Source organism: Paenibacillus sp. cl6col (assembly GCF_900102125.1).
Lineage (GTDB): Bacteria > Bacillota > Bacilli > Paenibacillales > Paenibacillaceae > Paenibacillus_B > Paenibacillus_B suaedae.
Genome location: NZ_FNAZ01000001.1, coordinates 473,131 through 490,718, shown reverse-complemented (window position 1 = coordinate 490,718; position 17,588 = coordinate 473,131). Strand labels below are relative to the sequence as shown.

General features: G+C 47.8%; 16 protein-coding genes. 13 read left to right on the top strand and 3 right to left on the bottom strand.

What is annotated here, in order from left to right; genetic code table 11:
- Positions 1 to 9: 9 nt before the first annotated feature.
- On the top strand, positions 10 to 519 hold the full coding sequence (locus BLS15_RS02085) for an A24 family peptidase (protein WP_028531693.1): 510 nt from the start codon (positions 10 to 12) through the stop codon (positions 517 to 519).
- Positions 520 to 535: 16 nt separating this feature from the next.
- Positions 536 to 2,428: a DUF6382 domain-containing protein gene (locus BLS15_RS02080; protein WP_090509649.1), complete on the top strand. Its 1,893-nt coding sequence runs from the start codon at positions 536 to 538 to the stop codon at positions 2,426 to 2,428.
- A gap of 185 nt (positions 2,429 to 2,613) precedes the next feature.
- On the opposite strand, the gene BLS15_RS02075 is transcribed toward BLS15_RS02080, so the two are convergent.
- Both BLS15_RS02075 and BLS15_RS02070 read right to left on the bottom strand, forming a co-directional pair.
- Entirely contained in the window at positions 2,614 to 3,540 is a 927-nt protein-coding gene (locus tag BLS15_RS02075) for a TIGR01777 family oxidoreductase (protein ID WP_090509646.1), read from the bottom strand.
- A gap of 112 nt (positions 3,541 to 3,652) precedes the next feature.
- Entirely contained in the window at positions 3,653 to 4,123 is a 471-nt protein-coding gene (locus BLS15_RS02070) for a DUF2621 domain-containing protein (RefSeq protein WP_021256378.1), read from the bottom strand.
- A 126-nt stretch (positions 4,124 to 4,249) separates the two neighbouring features.
- On the opposite strand from BLS15_RS02070, the gene BLS15_RS02065 reads away from it, so the two are divergent.
- The 4 genes from BLS15_RS02065 (at position 4,250) to rarD (ending at position 10,018) form a co-directional block, all read left to right on the top strand.
- Positions 4,250 to 5,371 (top strand): deoxyribonuclease IV, encoded by a 1,122-nt coding sequence (locus BLS15_RS02065; protein ID WP_090509643.1) that lies wholly within the window; start codon positions 4,250 to 4,252, stop codon positions 5,369 to 5,371.
- A gap of 183 nt (positions 5,372 to 5,554) precedes the next feature.
- Positions 5,555 to 6,460, top strand: coding sequence for a formyltetrahydrofolate deformylase (gene purU, locus BLS15_RS02060; RefSeq protein WP_090509640.1), 906 nt, complete (start codon positions 5,555 to 5,557; stop codon positions 6,458 to 6,460).
- Positions 6,461 to 6,764: 304 nt separating this feature from the next.
- Positions 6,765 to 8,783, top strand: a complete 2,019-nt coding sequence (gene tkt / locus BLS15_RS02055; protein ID WP_028531697.1) for a transketolase — start codon at positions 6,765 to 6,767, stop codon at positions 8,781 to 8,783.
- Positions 8,784 to 9,064: 281 nt separating this feature from the next.
- Complete coding sequence (gene rarD / locus BLS15_RS02050; protein WP_028531698.1) at positions 9,065 to 10,018, top strand: EamA family transporter RarD; 954 nt, start codon at positions 9,065 to 9,067, stop codon at positions 10,016 to 10,018.
- Between the two features lie 250 nt (positions 10,019 to 10,268).
- On the opposite strand, the gene BLS15_RS02045 is transcribed toward rarD, so the two are convergent.
- A complete protein-coding gene (locus BLS15_RS02045; protein WP_028531699.1) occupies positions 10,269 to 11,168 on the bottom strand; it encodes an NAD(P)-dependent oxidoreductase in 900 nt (299 codons plus the stop codon).
- Between the two features lie 290 nt (positions 11,169 to 11,458).
- Here BLS15_RS02045 and BLS15_RS02040 point away from each other — a divergent pair, with 290 nt between their 5' ends.
- From BLS15_RS02040 to BLS15_RS02010, 7 genes are all read left to right on the top strand, one after another.
- Positions 11,459 to 12,814, top strand: coding sequence for a glucose-6-phosphate isomerase (locus tag BLS15_RS02040; RefSeq protein ID WP_021256372.1), 1,356 nt, complete (start codon positions 11,459 to 11,461; stop codon positions 12,812 to 12,814).
- 101 nt (positions 12,815 to 12,915) lie between these two features.
- Positions 12,916 to 13,548 carry a YigZ family protein gene (locus BLS15_RS02035; RefSeq protein ID WP_028531700.1) on the top strand — a complete coding sequence of 211 codons (633 nt, stop codon included), beginning with the start codon at positions 12,916 to 12,918 and terminating at the stop codon, positions 13,546 to 13,548.
- 14 nt (positions 13,549 to 13,562) lie between these two features.
- Positions 13,563 to 14,165, top strand: coding sequence for a TetR/AcrR family transcriptional regulator (locus tag BLS15_RS02030; protein ID WP_021256370.1), 603 nt, complete (start codon positions 13,563 to 13,565; stop codon positions 14,163 to 14,165).
- A 253-nt stretch (positions 14,166 to 14,418) separates the two neighbouring features.
- Positions 14,419 to 14,739, top strand: coding sequence for a LysM peptidoglycan-binding domain-containing protein (locus tag BLS15_RS02025; protein ID WP_090509636.1), 321 nt, complete (start codon positions 14,419 to 14,421; stop codon positions 14,737 to 14,739).
- 200 nt (positions 14,740 to 14,939) lie between these two features.
- A complete protein-coding gene (locus BLS15_RS02020) occupies positions 14,940 to 15,566 on the top strand; it encodes a hypothetical protein (RefSeq protein WP_021256368.1) in 627 nt (208 codons plus the stop codon).
- A 288-nt stretch (positions 15,567 to 15,854) separates the two neighbouring features.
- Complete coding sequence (cysT, locus tag BLS15_RS02015; protein WP_021256367.1) at positions 15,855 to 16,670, top strand: sulfate ABC transporter permease subunit CysT; 816 nt, start codon at positions 15,855 to 15,857, stop codon at positions 16,668 to 16,670.
- Positions 16,671 to 16,780: 110 nt separating this feature from the next.
- Positions 16,781 to 17,587: a sulfate ABC transporter permease subunit gene (locus BLS15_RS02010; RefSeq protein ID WP_028531701.1), complete on the top strand. Its 807-nt coding sequence runs from the start codon at positions 16,781 to 16,783 to the stop codon at positions 17,585 to 17,587.
- The last annotated feature ends 1 nt before the right edge of the window (position 17,588 follow it).

Below are 17,588 nucleotides of genomic sequence, written 5' to 3'. Positions count from 1 at the left end.
GGCTGCCAAATGATGTGGTCGAGTTGGCTATGTGGGATATTGCTAGTGGCTGCGTTCACCACGGATTTGCGTACTCGTAAAATACCAAATTATTTAACGGTCTCAATAGTACTTGCTGCTCTAACTGGATATTGCGCTGTAAGTGGATGGGACGGATTGCTGTTCAGTCTATTCGGAGCGGGCTGTGGGTTTGGGATCATGCTTGTTCTATTCTTGCTGCGTGCGGTCGGGGCAGGGGATGTGAAGTTGTTTGCAGCGATTGGCGCCAGCATGGGAGCTAATTTTGCATGGGAGACGTTTATCTATGCCATTATCTATGGGGGACTGATTGCAGCAGGGATTATGCTGTTCGGGCATGGGGGAAGGTGGAGGCGCATCGGGATCGCAATCATTCAATTTTTTTGGCTTCGCTCCGTAACACCCTTGAAACAGCTAACCTTGAACCAAGCGACCTTTCCATTTATGTGGGCAGTACTGCCTGCAGCGGCAACCGTTTATTGGACTCAAATATGCATATAGGGGGTGATGAGGAGCGATGTATGGTTACCGGTCGGATTTCATCCACGAGGGTAAGATGAGGATGCTCCTTACGAGAGAACCAGCGGTTCATTCCAATGACTTGGATACCTATCAAGTGAATATGCTGCGATTTAACGAAGTTCCTCATTTGCTTCCAATAGAAATTAGGGAAATCGATTTTGAGGTCACGTTTTTATACGATATTAGTGGTAAAAAAATGCTGGAGCAGGTTCTGCGTTCATTACAGATTACTGCAATTCAATATTTTGAATGGATGATCCAACTGGTCAATGTGTTGGAAGGATGCCGTGCATATATGCTGCATCCGAATCAGATTCTGCTACATGAGCGTTTTATTTATGTAGATGGGCACTCCTGGAATAGCGGCCTTTATACAGCGTACATCCCAACAGAAGAGCCTTTGCACCCGCAAGCGGGGTTAGAGGGATTGAAGCGATTAGGCATTCTGCTCTCCTCCCATGTGAGCCATTGGGATGGGGATGGCTTTCAGCGTCTTGTTCAGTTGTTGTCACAGGAAGGGACGACCCTGGCAGATGTACGAGGCTTGCTGCAATCCTTAATTGTGGGCACGGCAAGCGGCGCTTCTGCGAACCGAAATCAATCTGGACGAGGGCAGTTTTTCCCGGGGAGCGGTGAAAGGGATGAGCGTGAACCTAAGCAGCAGGTTGCTTATGGACAAGCTGGCTTGCACAATGAGCAGGGGAAGAACAGTTGGAATTCGACGGCGAAGCCTTTTGCAGATGGGCAAGAGCAAATACCTGTTACATCTGCTGCATCAATTTCGAATCCTGCCATGGGTGGATATGATCGAGAGCATAGCACCCATTCGGGCACAGATACGGCTAACGAAGCAATAACACCGATACCCAAGAAGTATACCTTGGTAACCTCGGTTGTCGTAATTGCAGCAGCCGGATTAGGCTGGAAGTTCGGATATATGTCTCAACCTACATCGGAGGTATTCACTTACACTGTCATTTGGAACATTGCTGTCATAGCACTGGGAGCGATGTATTTAACAGGGATTCCCAGCATGTGGTGGAGCAAACGATTCTCTCGGAAGAAGGACAGCCGAGTTAGTGCTGATGAACAGGATTTCCAACCAAGCTCCAGCCATGGGTGGAATAATCCGAATAGGCTTCCCGACTTTTTGTCTATGGAGTTGTCACATCTCCCTCATCCTGCAGATGCGAGGGATGCACACAGCAGTCATGCAAAAGGGGGCCAGCAGCATAAGGAATTCGTTCCCTCTTCCCCGACATGGACTAGGGAGTCATCAGGAGGTTATATGAATGGGCAAATAGCCCCTCAAGCAACAGTCTCAAGTTCCGATATCGCGGGAATAGGGCAGCAACAGAGAGTTGGCATGCTGGCTAGTGCTTCTCAATTGGGGCCACAATCCTTCGACAATAAGCTGCGATCACGGTCGGTAGATGGGACGAGTCAAGCTCCGATTATGTCAAAGGCTGATCGCTATTATGCTGCTTTAACCGAACATACGGTAATGCTAAACCCTTCGAGCACTGATGCAACGGTAATCCTTGGAGAAATGGAAGAGCAAGGGGAAGGTTCGCAGCAGGAACCATATCTGCAGCAGCTCGATGAAGCGGGAATAACTGTGGTGGGAACTCATCCACTCCGTGGATTTCCATTCATAATAGGGCGTGCTGAGCAAGGGGTGAGTCATCGAAATGATAGCATGGGGGTATCCAAGCACCATTGTGAATTGATTCGCACGTCAGAGGGCAACTTAGAGCTTCGGGATTTGGGATCGAGAAATGGAACGGAGCTGCAGGGTGAACTGTTGATTCCCTACAAGCTGTACCCGTTGAAGGATGGGGATAAGCTCGCAGTTGCTCGTTCGCAGTATATCTTCCGAGCTGGTTAGAAGGGTCAGATAGTGTGTCTGACCCTCTTTGTTATGTCATGCCGTTCTTACTGAGTAACTAAGGTCAATCATGTGAAGGATTCTAATATATACATCAGTTAAATCTAAGATTTACATCTACAACATTGCGTTTCATGTAAGTACAGTCGCACTCCCATTCGAAATGATAATCAGATGCTTTCTGATCATCGGGATGTAGTGCGATTTCTCCCCGAATTACGCAGCTCGGTTAGCGCCTTCTCCAGCGTTCCATAATGGAAGGTGAAGCCATGCTCCAGAGCTTTAGCGGGATAGACACGCTGCCCTTCCAGCAATAGTGAGGACATTTCCCCGAATAGAAATTTGAAGGCTATAGCAGGAACGGGCATCCAATGGCGACGATGATATACTCGCGCAAGCGTTCTGCCGAAGTCGTCGTTCGTTACGGATTCGGGGGAAGAGGCGTTGACAACTCCCTCAATCGAGTCTTGCAGGACAAAATCAATAAGCCGAACCATGTCCGCAATATGTATCCAAGATAAAGGCTGCTTCCCAGAGCCTATTCGTCCTCCAATGCCCAGTAAATACGGCAGCTTCATCATTGGATATGCCCCACCTTCATTGGCGAGCACTGGCGCAATCCGCAACTTGACGCAGCGCGCGGCTGGAACATGATCTGCAGCATCCTCCCATTGGTAGATGATATCGGTCAAGAAGTCATCTCCACCCGCATTGCCCATCTCATCGAATGTCCCTGTCTCGGAAGGCCCATAAATAGAGATGCCTGAGGCGCTAATATAGATGGGCAGCTTGCGGGACAGCTTGCCCGCCCATACCGCAATTCTTCTTGCAGGAACGATCCGTGACGAGAGGATGCGATTCCTTGCGATATTCGTCCATCGCTGATTAATCGTCTCGCCCGCCAGATTTACAACGGCGTCCACGTTATGGCAATGCTCAGGGCAATGGGCAAGCTCTGACCAGCTAATAGCTTGAATGGAACTTTGTCCCTTATAGGCATGTAACTTCGCTGGAGAGCGGGTAACAACAATGAGCTCATGTCCTTCTTGAAGCCAGAAGTCAACCAGAGCTCTGCCGATTAATCCTGTCCCGCCGCAAATCATCACTTTCACGTCTTATCCCTCCTAACACGTTAATGGAATGGATAGAACTAAGATGTGATTGTACTTGATTATGATTTTTGTGTAGGCGCATTCATTTCTGCTGTTGGGAAAAGGGCTTGGATTATTTGTTAAGCAAATGCTTATATGGCGTATAATCGATTCCATTATTGTCGAGAAATTTAACGAGGCTTCGATAGTCTCGCTTGGGTGTGGCCATGATGTAGCCTTGAATGCAATGATCTTGCGTTACTTCTGCCGCACCGCTCTCACAGGCTACCTGCCCGATCTTGGCTGCGATCGAATGACGTGCAATATCACGGAAGGGGGTTGGAACTGGCTCAACAAGCTTTTCGAGAAATGCTTTGGAGTCATCAGTCCATAGGCTTCGGCTTTGCTCAACCCAGTAATTTTGCCAATCGAGCTTCGATTTCCCGTCATTCATCGGAAGTACTTTCATAAACTTGCGGAACATGAAGTAGCCGCCAATCGCCATGAAGCCTAAGAGGACGAATGTCCAAAATGCGATGGAATTCATAAACCAACGGCCGGGGCCATCGACAGCCATTGGGAAAAGGGTGGACGAGCTAAGCATAATTTCTCACCTCATGTGTTTTGGTACTTTTTACTAAGATGCTTACATCGAATTATACCCCATTCCTAGCATTATTTCGATAATCCTTGTAGAATAAGGGGAAATGATTTTGAAAGGAGCAATTACATGTTGAAAATTGGATCACACGTTTCGTTTTCCGATAAAGGGCTGTTGACTGCTACAAAGGAAGCTTTGTCTTACGGGTCAAGCTCATTCATGATATATACTGGGGCGCCGCAGAATACGCGTCGTAAGCCGATTGAATCGCTATATATTGAAGAGGGCAAGGAATTGATGGAGAAGCACGGCATCGGTGAAATTGTGGTGCATGCGCCGTATATTATTAACCTTGGATCGTACAAGCCGGATACGTTTGAGCTGGCCGTTAATTTCCTCCAGGAAGAAATTCGCCGCACAGACTGCATCGGTGTGAAAAATATCGTTCTTCACCCAGGTGCTTATACCGACAAAGATGCTGAGTTCGGCATCAACCGGATCGCAGAGGGCTTGAACGAGGTACTGAGCAATACGAAAGATACGGACGTCAATATCGCTCTGGAGACGATGGCCGGTAAAGGGACAGAGATTGGCCGGAGCTTCGAGGAAATTGCCTCGATTATTGAGAAGGTTGAGGATAATCATCGCCTAACTGTATGTTTTGACACATGCCATACTCATGATGCGGGTTACGATCTCATCAATGATCTTGATGGTGTATTAGAGCATTTCGATCGTACTGTTGGACTGAATCGTATCGCCGTTGTTCATATTAATGATAGCAAAAATCCACTTGGAGCCGGTAAAGACCGCCATGCACCAATCGGTGCAGGAATGCTTGGCTTTGAAGCGATTCAACGCCTCGTGCATCATGAAGGGCTTGCTGGCCGTCCATTTATTCTGGAGACACCGTGGATCGGGAAGGACGCGAAGAAGCAGCGTCCGATGTATGAAGCGGAAATCGCCCTTCTACGCGGTGATGTAGACAAGCGTTTCGGTGCAAGCTTTATCCCTGATGTGGAGCGCCTTGAGCATTTCTTCAAAGAGCAGGATGTATCCCCTCGTGATTACGTATTGACGACATGGGATGTTATCAAGAAGGATGCAAAAGCAAGAAAGGCAGATCCGCGCGAGCCGATGGAACGTCTCTATGATATGGTTGCTGAAGCCAACCTGTTCCCTGAATTGAATGAGGAAGAGATTAATCAGCGTCTGACTGTTTGCTTGGCTGGACAAGCTGCTTGGAAATAAGCTGCTATTTAACTTGTACGCGAGATTAAGTCGCTGCAGAAGCCAAGCATCCGAAGGATACAAGTAGGTTGTACGTATAATTTAGGAATGAATGAAGATAGCATGGGATACAGTTGGAATCATAATGGGGAATCTATGTAAGATTTGCAGAAAGCAACGCTAATTCATGGAGGAGAAACAAAGATGACGCACCAACACACGATGGTTCATGCCCTTCAGCAGGCTGGGGAACAAGCCCGCAATCGCGCACGGATGTTAATTTCTTGCCCGGACCGAGCTGGTATCGTCTCTGCTGTATCTAAATTTCTATATGAACATGGAGCGAATATTGTCCAGTCCGATCAATATACAATGGATCCAGAGGGCGGCATGTTCTTCATGCGCATTGAATTCGACATGGAGCAGCTTGATGAGAAGCTGCCGCAGCTGCAGGCTGAATTCGAGTCTATTGCTTCGGAATTTAAGATGCAGTGGAGAATTTCTTGCGTAAGCAAGAAGAAACGAATTGCAATCTTTGTCTCGAAAGAGGATCATTGTCTAGTTGAGTTGCTCTGGCAATGGCAAGCAGGCGATCTCGATGCTGAAATCGCGATGGTGGTGAGCAATCACCCGGATATGCGTGAATATGTAGAGTCCTTCGGAATTCCGTATGTTCATATTCCAGTAACATCAGGCAACAAGTCAGAGGCTGAACGCCAACAGCTTGAAGCAGTTGAAGGCAAGGCTGACCTGATCGTATTAGCTCGCTATATGCAAATTATTTCGCCGAAGTTTATTGAGAAATATCCGAATCGAATTATTAATATTCATCATTCGTTCCTACCGGCATTTGTTGGCGGCAAGCCGTATCAACAGGCTTACACCCGCGGCGTGAAGCTGATTGGAGCAACAGGCCATTATGTAACGGAGGAGCTTGATGGCGGGCCGATCATCGAACAAGACGTTCAGCGCGTAACGCATCGTGCGGATGTGGATGAACTGAAGCGTATCGGCAGAACGATTGAGCGTGTCGTCCTTGCTCGTGCTGTGCATTGGCATATTGAGGATCGAATCCTCGTTTATCAGAACAAAACGGTTGTGTTTAATTAAAATGATGGTATACTGGCTGTCTCCGGCTTGCAGTTGAATCTGCGGCTGGAACAGCTTTATTTAATTGCTCTGGTTAGGGAATGAACATCACTATATAATCCCGCTGTTAAGTTGAGCATGAAGTTCGGTTATACTAGATCTTGATATCCATAGCTTTTCACACGTTAAAGTAGCATCGAATGGGCTAGTAATGGTACAATGAATGCAAAATAGAGCACAGCGTACAAGCTTGGTAGTTACGCAATTTCATTTGTTCTGTATAGCTTTCAGCTTGTGATGAGTAGGGACAAGGAGGAAATCAGCAATGACTGCAAACCAAATGAATATTGACGCGCTATCGGTGGCAGCGATTCGAACACTTGCCATTGATGCGATTGAAAAAGCGAAATCCGGTCACCCGGGCATGCCAATGGGTGCTGCTCCAATGGGATACCATCTGTTTGCGAAGGCGATGACGCACAATCCGACCAATCCAACATGGATTAACCGCGACCGTTTCGTTCTTTCCGCTGGACATGGTTCCATGCTGCTGTACAGCCTTCTTCACCTCAGCGGATATGACCTTCCTATGGAAGAAATCAAGAATTTCCGCCAATGGGGAAGCAAAACTCCAGGTCATCCGGAGTTCGGGCATACAGCTGGTGTAGATGCAACGACAGGTCCACTCGGACAAGGGATTGCAATGGCTGTAGGTATGGCTATGGCAGAAGCACAACTGGGTGCAACATATAATCGTGACGGCTATTCCGTTGTCGATCATCATACGTTTGTTATTTGTGGTGATGGAGATATGATGGAAGGTGTTGCTAGTGAAGCAGCATCGCTTGCAGGTCACTTGAAATTAGGTAAATTAGTCGTATTATACGATTCGAACGATATTACGTTGGATGGCGAATCCGGTCTGTCCTTCAGCGAGAACGTGCGTCAGCGCTACGAGGCTTATGGCTGGAACACGCTGCTTGTTGAAGACGGCAACGATCTTGCTGCAATTGCGCAAGCGGTTGAGAAGTCGAAGCAGGATTCCAGCAAGCCGACATTGATCGAAGTGAAGACCGTAATCGGATACGGAAGCCCGAACAAGCAAGGCAAGGGCGGACATGGAGGTACACACGGTTCTCCACTCGGCGCTGATGAGGCGAAGCTGACGAAGGAATTCTATAAGTGGGGACACGAGGACTTCTTCGTACCTGAAGAGGTATACAACCACTTCGATACAAATGTGAAGCAGAAGGGCATTCAGGCGAACGAAGAGTGGAATAAGATGTTCCAAGCTTATCAAGCTGCTTACCCTGAGCTTGCGAAGCAATTCGAAACTGCAATTAGCGGACAGCTTCCTGAGGGATGGGATAAGGATCTTCCGGCATATGCAGCAGGAGACAAAGCATTGTCCACCCGCGTCGCATCTGGAAATGCCTTGAACGGTCTTGCGAAGAACGTTCCGAACCTGACAGGCGGTTCTGCTGACTTGGAAAGCTCCACAATGACACACCTGAATGATCTGACTGCGTTCCGTCCGGGTCAATACGACGGCCGCAACATTTACTTCGGTGTGCGTGAATTTGCAATGGCGGCGGCAATGAACGGTATGGCATTGCATAGTGGTGTGAAGGTGTTCGGTGGTACGTTCTTCGTATTTACGGATTACCTGCGGCCTGCTGTTCGCTTGTCTGCATTGATGGGATTACCAGTCACATATGTATTGACGCATGACAGTATTGCAGTTGGGGAAGACGGCCCTACTCATGAGCCTATCGAACAGCTTGCGTCTGTACGTATCATCCCGAACGTAACAGTAATCCGTCCAGCAGATGCGAATGAGACATCCGCTGCATGGGCATACACATTACAGAACCAATCTAACCCAGTCGTGCTTGTGCTTACACGTCAGAACCTGCCTATCTTGGAAGGCGGCGTAGCAGCTTCCCGCGAAGGTGTTGCTCGCGGAGCTTATGTTGTGTCCGATGCGAAAGACGGCAAGCCTCAAGCGCAAATCATTGCGACAGGCTCTGAAGTTCAATTGGCGATTCGCGCTCAAGAAGCATTGGCTGAAGAGGGCATTCAAGTACGTGTTGTCAGCATGCCAAGCTGGGATCTGTTCGAGAAGCAATCGAAGGAGTATAAAGACTCCGTATTGCTTCCAGATGTGAAGGCTCGTCTTGCAATCGAGATGGCTTCACCATTTGGTTGGGAACGTTATGTAGGAGACCAAGGCGACATCATTGGTATCTCCACATTTGGCGCTTCCGCTCCTGGAGACCGTGTCATCAGCGAGTACGGCTTCACCGTTGAAAACGTAGTGAGTCGTGTAAAGGCATTGCTGTAATACACGAAACGAATGCAGCAAATCACTGAATAGGGGAAGATTCGATTCACTCCTATTTAGGTGCAAATAAGAATAAGTGCGTTCTCTAGCCGATTCAGGCGAGGGGGCTCGGCAATGAACAAGGCCGCTTAACGGGTACCAGAGATGGAAGTCCCCTGTTGTAGCGGCCTTGTTCGTGTTGTGATCTATTTTATCTGTAAATATCATCCTAATATTGGGTCTGAACTGATATAATAAAATTTATATATTAAATCATTTAGGATAGGGCGAGGAGTAAACGAGTGAAACAGAAGCAAAATCATTATGCGACCGGTATTGCAGCCGCCGGGCTGTCCTATATTATTTGGGGCTTCCTTCCGATCTATTGGAAGCTGCTCGGCTCTGTGCCAGCAGCAGAGGTATTGGCTCATCGGATTATTTGGTCATTAGTATTCATGATTGTCCTGTTGGCATTGCTGGGGAAGTGGAAGTCCACTATGGCAGAAATCAAGCAGCTGCTCACCCATAAGAAACAAGCTATAAGTATCATTGTGGCTTCCGTTGTAATTAGCATCAACTGGCTCGTTTATATTTTTGCTGTGGAAAGTGCGCATGTAGTGGAAGCAAGCCTTGGATATTATATCAACCCTTTGCTTAATGTCTTTCTCGCGACATTTTTCCTGAAGGAGCGGTTGACGAAGACGGAGTGGTCAGCAGTTGGCATCGCAGCAGCAGGGGTTATATGCCTGACCGTATATTACGGCAGCTTTCCTTGGGCAGCGTTGACGCTCGCGACAACATTCAGTTGTTATGGACTCATTAAGAAGAAGGTATCTGTAGGCCCATGGACAGGGTTAACGGTGGAAACTTTAATCATGACGCCGTTTGCGCTCGTATTTCTTTTCTTCTTCAATCCTAATGGGATCCCGCTGTGGGATAAAGAAGCGTCTATAATCATGCTGCTAATGGGAGCGGGAATTGTAACGGCAATACCGCTGCTATTATTCGCTACAGGTGCGAAGCGAATATCATTTACCCTTGTAGGCTTCCTGCAATATATTGCACCTACGATCATGTTGCTGCTTGGCTTGTTTGTGTTCGGGGAAGAATTTACGGCTCCACAGTTTCTTGCATTCGCCTTGATATGGATTGCATTAGCTGTATTTTCGCTCTCTCGAATCGTAAGGAATGCCAAAGCGTCCAAGCAAGCTTCCCAAGCTCAGAATCCTTCGGATAGCTCATATACAGCTTCATAGAGAAAAGCTCATTATGCAAGTGAACGCTCTGTTTTCACAAAAAAAGCTTATCATACAAGGTCTGCAGGTTTCGTAGAAAGAGACCGTCTGACAATACAGAAAATGCAGTAGTGAAGATGAAAAGCTTATTAGTGAATAATTTTATTGGGCTTTATCGTGAGTATTGAAATTGAAACGAATAATGAAAGGGAGTGTCGGTGTATTCCGTGCACTCCCTTGGTATATAAATCATCTTAGAATTAGGCTTATCCTACTCGTTGTTCTTGCTTTGTCCGATCGGGTGACCAATCCATTGCTCGTAGATTTTCACAAGTGAACATAAATCCTCTTCCCCAAAGCCTGCCGTTTGGCCCATTTGGAACAAACTCTTGGCAACCTCCAGCATAGGTGTCGGAGACTGTATCGTGTCAGTCAGCACGGAAGCGAGCTTCAAGTCCTTCAACATTAACTGCAGGGAGAATTGATTGTCGAAGTTGCCTGCAATAATCTTCTCACCTTTCAGTTCAGCTGCCTTACTGCCTGCACTGCCGTTGCGCACAACCTGAAGGAATGCCTCGGGATTTACGCCTGCCTTGGATACCATTGCAAACCCTTCTGCCAGAGCGGCATTGTTAATACCGACAATTGTATTGTGGGCCAGCTTCGTGATGGAGCCGCTGCCATTAGGGCCCATATGAACGATCATTCGTCCCATTGCTTCCAACACGGGCATAGCTTGTTGCAGGGCGGTCTCTTCACCGCCGACCATAAAGACAAGTGTTCCATCGACGGCTGCAGGCTTGCTGCCCGTTACAGGAGCATCAAGGAACTGGGCTCCCCGCTCGGCGCAGGCTGCTGCGAGCTGTTGAACCAGAGAAGGAGATATGGTGCTGCAGTCAATTACGATATGACCAGAGCGAACGGCTGCGAGCACCCCGTCTTCTCCGTAATAGATCGCTTCTATGGAGGAATCATCACTAACCATGGTAATTACGACATCGGATTGTGCTGCGGCCTCACGCGGTAGATGTACGGCAGTCGCACCTTGCTCAACTAATGGAACGGTCTTATCTGTGGAACGATTGTATACGGCTACTTCGAATCCTTTGCTAAGCAGATTGGCTGCCATTGGCGCGCCCATCGTGCCTAATCCAAGTACTGCTGCCTTCATTGTCTCTCATCCTCTCGCACTGTGAATGATTCGCATGATTTCGATGATGTTAGTGTACCATATTTGTCAGTGGCGGAGACAAGCAATCAAGCAAACAAAGCAGCAGAGAAAGATGGTGATAGCGTATTCATATGCAAATTTATGCAATGTTATAAATTTATTTTATCGTGGAATCCAGTTCAATGAAACGCGTTCCCTTGTGTTTCCGTCCAAAATCCAGTATCCTATGACTATATTGATTTTCGTGGGTTAAAGTGGCAAAGTCAACCAATACTCGAGGAGGGTGTACGATGGCAAAAAAAGTGCACTTTGATTACAGCAAGGCGTTGACGTTCGTAAGTCAGCATGAAATTGATTATTTTAAAGAGCCCATTCGCTTAGCGCATGAGCAATTACATAATAAGTCAGGAGCAGGTTCCGATTACCTAGGCTGGATTGATCTACCTTCCGCTTACGATAAAGAAGAATTTGCGCGCATTCAAGCAGCAGCTAAGCGCATTCAATCGAATTCTGAAGTGCTTATTGTTATCGGGATTGGCGGCTCCTATTTGGGCGCTCGTGCAGCGATTGAAATGTTGAGCCATTCCTTCTACAACATGCTTCCGAAGGACAAGCGCAACACGCCTGAGATTTACTTCGCAGGCAACAACATCAGCTCGACTTATATGACGCATCTGATGCAATTGATTGAAGGCAAGGACTTCTCAATCAATGTTATCTCCAAGTCGGGTACAACAACGGAGCCAGCAATCGCATTCCGTATCTTCAAAGACCTGCTCGAGAAGAAATATGGCAAGGAAGAAGCGAAGAATCGTATCTTTGCTACTACGGATCGTGAGAAGGGCGCACTGAAGACGCTGGCAACGGCAGAAGGCTACGAGACATTCATCATTCCAGATGATGTAGGCGGCCGCTACTCCGTATTGACGCCGGTTGGTCTATTGCCAATCGCAGTCGCTGGCATTGATATTGACGAGATGATGCAAGGTGCTCGAGATGCTTCGGAAGAGTTCAGCAATCCGAACGTCGAAGAGAACCTCAGCTATCAATACGCAGCAGCACGCAATGCGCTGTATCGTAAGGGCAAGACAACAGAAATTCTCGTGAACTACGAGCCATCCCTTCACTATGTGTCGGAATGGTGGAAGCAGTTGTTCGGCGAGAGCGAAGGGAAAGACAACAAAGGGATCTATCCATCCTCCGTTGACTTCTCGACTGACCTTCACTCGATGGGGCAGTTCATTCAAGAAGGAACTCGCAACCTGTTCGAGACGGTTATTCAAGTAGAAGAAGTGAAGCATCACATCACGATTGAAGAAGATGCTGATGATTTGGACGGCTTGAATTTCCTCGCAGGCAAGACAGTCGACTTCGTGAATAAGAAGGCATTCCAAGGCACTTTGCTGGCACATACAGACGGTAATGTACCGAACTTGGTCGTGACGATTCCAGACATGACGCCATATTCGTTCGGATATTTGGTATACTTCTTTGAAAAAGCATGCGGCATCAGCGGCTATCTGCTCGGAGTGAATCCGTTCGATCAGCCTGGTGTGGAAGCATACAAGAAAAATATGTTCGCCTTGCTCGGCAAACCAGGATTCGAAGTCCAAAAAGCGGAATTGGAAGCAAGATTGTCCGAATAAGCGGGCGGCAAGAGTTAACAGCTTAGATAGGCAACAAGCCGTGAAAGCAGTTCTCCAACATGGGGGGCTGCTTTCTTGGCAATCTCGGAAGGTGAATCTTCATGCTAGAACAATATAAGACGTTGCGCCAATTTGGCAGCAAGGAGATCGTCATCAAGAAGTCGCGCTTTATCGGTTATGGCAAGCCAGTTGCCAACGAGGAAGAAGCGATTGCTTTTATAGAAGAAATCAAGAAACAGCACTGGAACGCTACACACAATTGTTCCGCCTACGTCATTGGCGAGCGGGATGAGATTCAGAAGGCATCTGACGACGGAGAGCCAAGCGGCACGGCAGGCAAACCCATTCTGGAAGTGATGAAGAATCAAGGGCTGAAAAATACCGCCATTGTCGTTACACGCTATTTCGGGGGTATTCTGCTTGGGGCAGGTGGCTTGATTCGGGCCTATACAGATGGAGCTGTTGCAGCGATTGAAGCGGCAGATGCGATTGTGAAGGTGCTGCATCAAGAGGTTTTTGTAGAAATCGATTATACTTGGCTTGGCAAGCTTGAGAATGAATTGCGAAATAGAGAGACGAGGATGGGAGAAACGCAATTTACCGACAAAGTGACATTGACGTGTTTGCCTGTTGTGTCGGAAACAGAGCGGTTTATGGCGTGGATTACGGATTTGACGCAAGGTCAAGCCGTTATTCGGAAGGGAGATTCTATTTACTATATCGAAGGGGAATAAGGAGAACAACCTCTATGCCAAGAAAAGCAGTGGATCAAGAGCTATCGCGAGAGCGAATCTTGGAAGTGGCGCGCCACTTGTTTGTCACGAAAGGATACCGCGCTATCTCCATGCGAAGTATCGGCCAACAATTAGGGTATAGCCACGGATCGCTTTATTATCATTTCAAAGACAAAGCGGAACTGTTCTACGCGCTCGTACAGGAAGATTTCAAGCGTTTGGGACGGCTGTTCGAACGTGTTATGGTTCAGGCTCCTTCCGATGGGTTGTCCAAGATGGAGCAGGTGATGCTAGAATTCATCCGCTTCGGTCTCGAGCAGCCGCACCACTATGAAATTATGTTTATGACGCGGGATGAAGAATTGCTCGCGTATGCCCGCTCAGAACAAGGTCGTTGCTTGGAATTGTTCTCGACGATTGTGAGACAGACGCTCGTGAGCAGCATTCATACCGAGCAGGAACGACATAATATCCCACGAAGCATTTTTCTTGCCATGCATGGATTCATCTCCTTTTACATTCAAGATCAAGTCACCTTTGATGAGGTGAAGCCGGCGGCGCTAGCTCACGTTCGCTTCTTATGCCGCAGAACGCTGGAGTCAGCACAGACGGCATAGTCACTTGCATTCTTATTTCAATGATAAATCGATATAAAAAAGCTCTTCTCACGTTTCTGTTCTCCTGCACATATAGTGACGATAGCCCAGCTTCGGGTTATCGGCATGTGTGTGAAAGGCGATTAGACGTAAGGGGGCTTTTTTATGTTAAAGCAATACAGTGACTTGTACTTACATGCACAGGTCATTAGGATAAAACATCTCCATCTTATGGTGTACACTCATGCCAATACTTCGATAGGAGTGTGTCTTCATGATTGAGTATATAGTACAGCCTGGAGATTCCTTGTTCACGATTGCAAATCGGAATGGGGTTCCGGTGTCTTCCCTCATTCAAGCGAATCAATTAACGAATATGGATGTTGTATATGTGGGGCAAGTGCTTCGATTCCCTGTGGGTGGAGGGGGGACATTTCCATTTCCGCCGCCACCGCCTCTCCCGCCAACGCAACCTTTTCCTCCTTTTCCAGGAGGGATCAATTTGGAACAGCGTGTTGCGATTCTTGAACAACAAGTTCGCCGCCTTCAGCGGGAAGTCGCGCAATTGCAAGGCAGAGAAGTGACGAACAGTTGAATGGCCTGCTCGATGACAGGGTGTCCAATGTCCTGGGCGCCCCTCCTCTTTCAAATAGACGGTGAAGATGACAATATTGTAAGCTGAATTGTGACCAGATTCAGATGCTCATTCTACAAACTTCATGTAAAGTAGTAGGTATGGGGAATAGAGAGGCAGAATCCAACCATACCGATGGGATGAAGCGGGGTAGATGAAGGATGAAGAAGGCAGCACTGCTGCTGGCGGTCGTGGCGATCAGCTGGCTGTTGGCAGGATGCGGACAAGCCGTTCAGCATACATACGACAAGGTGAATCAAGTCGTAACCGATTATGGCAAAGAGAAATCGATTAATAAAGAGAAGGTTCTTCTTATTGTGAAAGAAGGACTGTACAAGCTGTATGATGTTCAGATCAATGATCAGGAATGGAACCTGATATGTGGGTTTTCAAAATATTTTCCGAACCAAGAGGATACCAAGTCGGATGAAGGACATGTTGCCTTTATTGGTACGATCAATGGAATGGAGCAGCGGCGGGGCGGCATAAGCGGTTTCTATGGGGAAGTGAACCTGAAGACGGGGGAGCTATACAAGCTCGGCATTCTGAGGCCGTCTGCAGAAGGGAATGTACGGGGTGACGGTACAGGAGAGCTTCAGGTGAAGGCGCGAGCTTTTATTGTAGACCGATTGCAAGCGAATGAACGAACACTTCGAATCCTTTCGGAGAAGGGCCAGGATCGTGGAGTCTTTCTATTTCAAGATTCAGATAGCGGGATGCGGTATTGGATTCAGATGCATGTCGAACAACAGAAAGTCACCTTATTCAAAAAGTGGAAATACATGTAAGAAAAGTCCGTCTGATGCAGGAAATGCAATCGGCGGATTTTTTTGTGCTTCCATCTGGCGAATCGAAACGGCGGCTTCATCGTCCATATCACATGAAATTGGGTTATCACCTATCATAAGGGTTTCGAATAAGTTGCATAAGGTTCACTTACAGATTGGGCGTTATAAATCAATCTTTGTATTGACGGTGTCATCTATTTTTTGGTAAAGTGGTGAAAACCATTACCAAGTAAAGAAGTTGGAATAATGGATATAAAGAGTTGAGTTTACGTAGATGGAGGGACGAAGGTGAACGCAGTACTGCGCTATCGTGGAGCGTTGTGGGGGTTTCGAACCACACTGCTTCTATACGTATTTTTGCTGGTTGTGGTACCACTTGGCGGCATATATGCTCAATCGTTCTATGGCGGTTGGAGCACATTTGTAGACAGTCTCATGGAACCTCTTGCATGGCAATCAGTGGCGCTGACGTTCCGTCTGGCGATCATTGCAACGGCGATCAACGTTGTCATCGGAACATTGTCGGCTTGGGTGCTCCACCGCTATCGTTTCGTCGGGCGAACTTGGCTGAATAGCTTGGTAGACTTGCCATTCGCTCTGCCCACCGCGGTAGGCGGGTTGATGATCCTGCTGCTGCTCGGGCCAGGAAGCTTCGTTGGGAGATTGGCAGAATCTATGGGGTGGAGAATCGTTTTTGCAGAGCCCGCTATTGTAGCTGCTATGGTCTTCGTCACTTTTCCCTTCGTCATTCGGGCAGTTCAGCCGCTCTTGGAAGAGGCCGACTTGTCTGAAGAAGAAGCCTCTTATACGCTTGGCGCGTCCCGTATGTACACGTTCACTCGTGTTACGCTGCCGCGTATGAGGCCAGGCATTGTGAGTGGTGCAATGCTTGCCTTCTCCCGGGCAATGGCTGAATTCGGAGCAGTAGTGCTCGTCGCTGGGAACATACCGGGGAAGACGCTCGTTGCATCTGTATACATTTTCGGTGAAATTGAAAGTGACCACCCTCAATCGGCAGCAGTCGTTTCTGTCTTATTGTTGACCTTATCATTCATAGTCTTATGGGCGATTCATTGGATACAGAACCGGAGGAAATCGTCATGAAGCATACTCCTTATCATCAGCCCAATTCTTCAGAAGAACCGCATCAAGTGCTAACTGCCTCGCAATCCTCAGCAGCTGTACATGATCCACACCCACACTCACGCTCTAAGCTGCAGTTGCTGCTTATCATTCTGACTTACGCTGTATTTATTACATTACTTATTGCTCCATTACTGCAAATGCTGTTGGGAGCTTTCCAAGGTGGTTGGGGTTCAGCCCTCGCCTCCCTGCTTCGGCCTGAGTCGCTTCATGCACTTGGAGTTACAGCAGCTGTTGTAGGCGTTGTGACGCTGCTTAATGTTGTGTTTGGTGTATGGTTATCGATCGTCCTTGTAAGAGGGGGCTGGTTAAATGGTTTTGTTCGACGATTACTCAATGCGATTATCGATCTCCCTTTTGCGGTATCCCCGATTATAGGCGGATTTATGATTGTACTCTTGTTAGGGCCGCAGACGATTATGGGGACGTTATTTGCGAACATGGGCGTCCAAATCGTATATGCGTTCCCGGGTATGGTGCTTGCCACCTTATTTGTGACATTCCCGCTGCTTATCCGAGAAGTCGTGCCCGTCCTGCAGGAAATTGGGACACAGCAGGAAGAAGCTGCGTCGATGCTTGGCGCTTATGATTGGACTACCTTCTGGAAGGTAACATGGCCATCCATACGATGGGGAGTGCTCTATGGAATCGTTCTAACCATAGCTCGTTCCCTTGGTGAATTTGGCGCCATTCTTGTCGTATCCGGCAATATTATGAACAAGACGCAGACCGCAACGACACTTGTATACCAAGACGTGGAGAACTTCAACATTACGGCGGCCAGCAGCTTGGCCCTAGTACTTGTATTCAGTTCGATCATCCTGCTGCTCGTCATGGAATGGGCGAAGCGTCACGCAGGACGCAAAGGAGTGCATTGAC

What these genes read in the sequence shown, in the direction of transcription:
- BLS15_RS02085 (WP_028531693.1), top strand. Translation starts at nt 10, where the DNA reads ATGATGTGGTCGAGTTGGCTATGTGGGATATTGCTAGTGGCTGCGTTC.
- BLS15_RS02080 (WP_090509649.1), top strand. Translation starts at nt 536, where the DNA reads ATGTATGGTTACCGGTCGGATTTCATCCACGAGGGTAAGATGAGGATG.
- BLS15_RS02070 (WP_021256378.1), bottom strand. Translation starts at nt 4,123, where the DNA reads ATGCTTAGCTCGTCCACCCTTTTCCCAATGGCTGTCGATGGCCCCGGC.
- BLS15_RS02065 (WP_090509643.1), top strand. Translation starts at nt 4,250, where the DNA reads ATGTTGAAAATTGGATCACACGTTTCGTTTTCCGATAAAGGGCTGTTG.
- purU (WP_090509640.1), top strand. Translation starts at nt 5,555, where the DNA reads ATGACGCACCAACACACGATGGTTCATGCCCTTCAGCAGGCTGGGGAA.
- tkt (WP_028531697.1), top strand. Translation starts at nt 6,765, where the DNA reads ATGACTGCAAACCAAATGAATATTGACGCGCTATCGGTGGCAGCGATT.
- BLS15_RS02045 (WP_028531699.1), bottom strand. Translation starts at nt 11,168, where the DNA reads ATGAAGGCAGCAGTACTTGGATTAGGCACGATGGGCGCGCCAATGGCA.
- BLS15_RS02040 (WP_021256372.1), top strand. Translation starts at nt 11,459, where the DNA reads ATGGCAAAAAAAGTGCACTTTGATTACAGCAAGGCGTTGACGTTCGTA.
- BLS15_RS02035 (WP_028531700.1), top strand. Translation starts at nt 12,916, where the DNA reads ATGCTAGAACAATATAAGACGTTGCGCCAATTTGGCAGCAAGGAGATC.
- BLS15_RS02030 (WP_021256370.1), top strand. Translation starts at nt 13,563, where the DNA reads ATGCCAAGAAAAGCAGTGGATCAAGAGCTATCGCGAGAGCGAATCTTG.
- BLS15_RS02025 (WP_090509636.1), top strand. Translation starts at nt 14,419, where the DNA reads ATGATTGAGTATATAGTACAGCCTGGAGATTCCTTGTTCACGATTGCA.
- BLS15_RS02020 (WP_021256368.1), top strand. Translation starts at nt 14,940, where the DNA reads ATGAAGAAGGCAGCACTGCTGCTGGCGGTCGTGGCGATCAGCTGGCTG.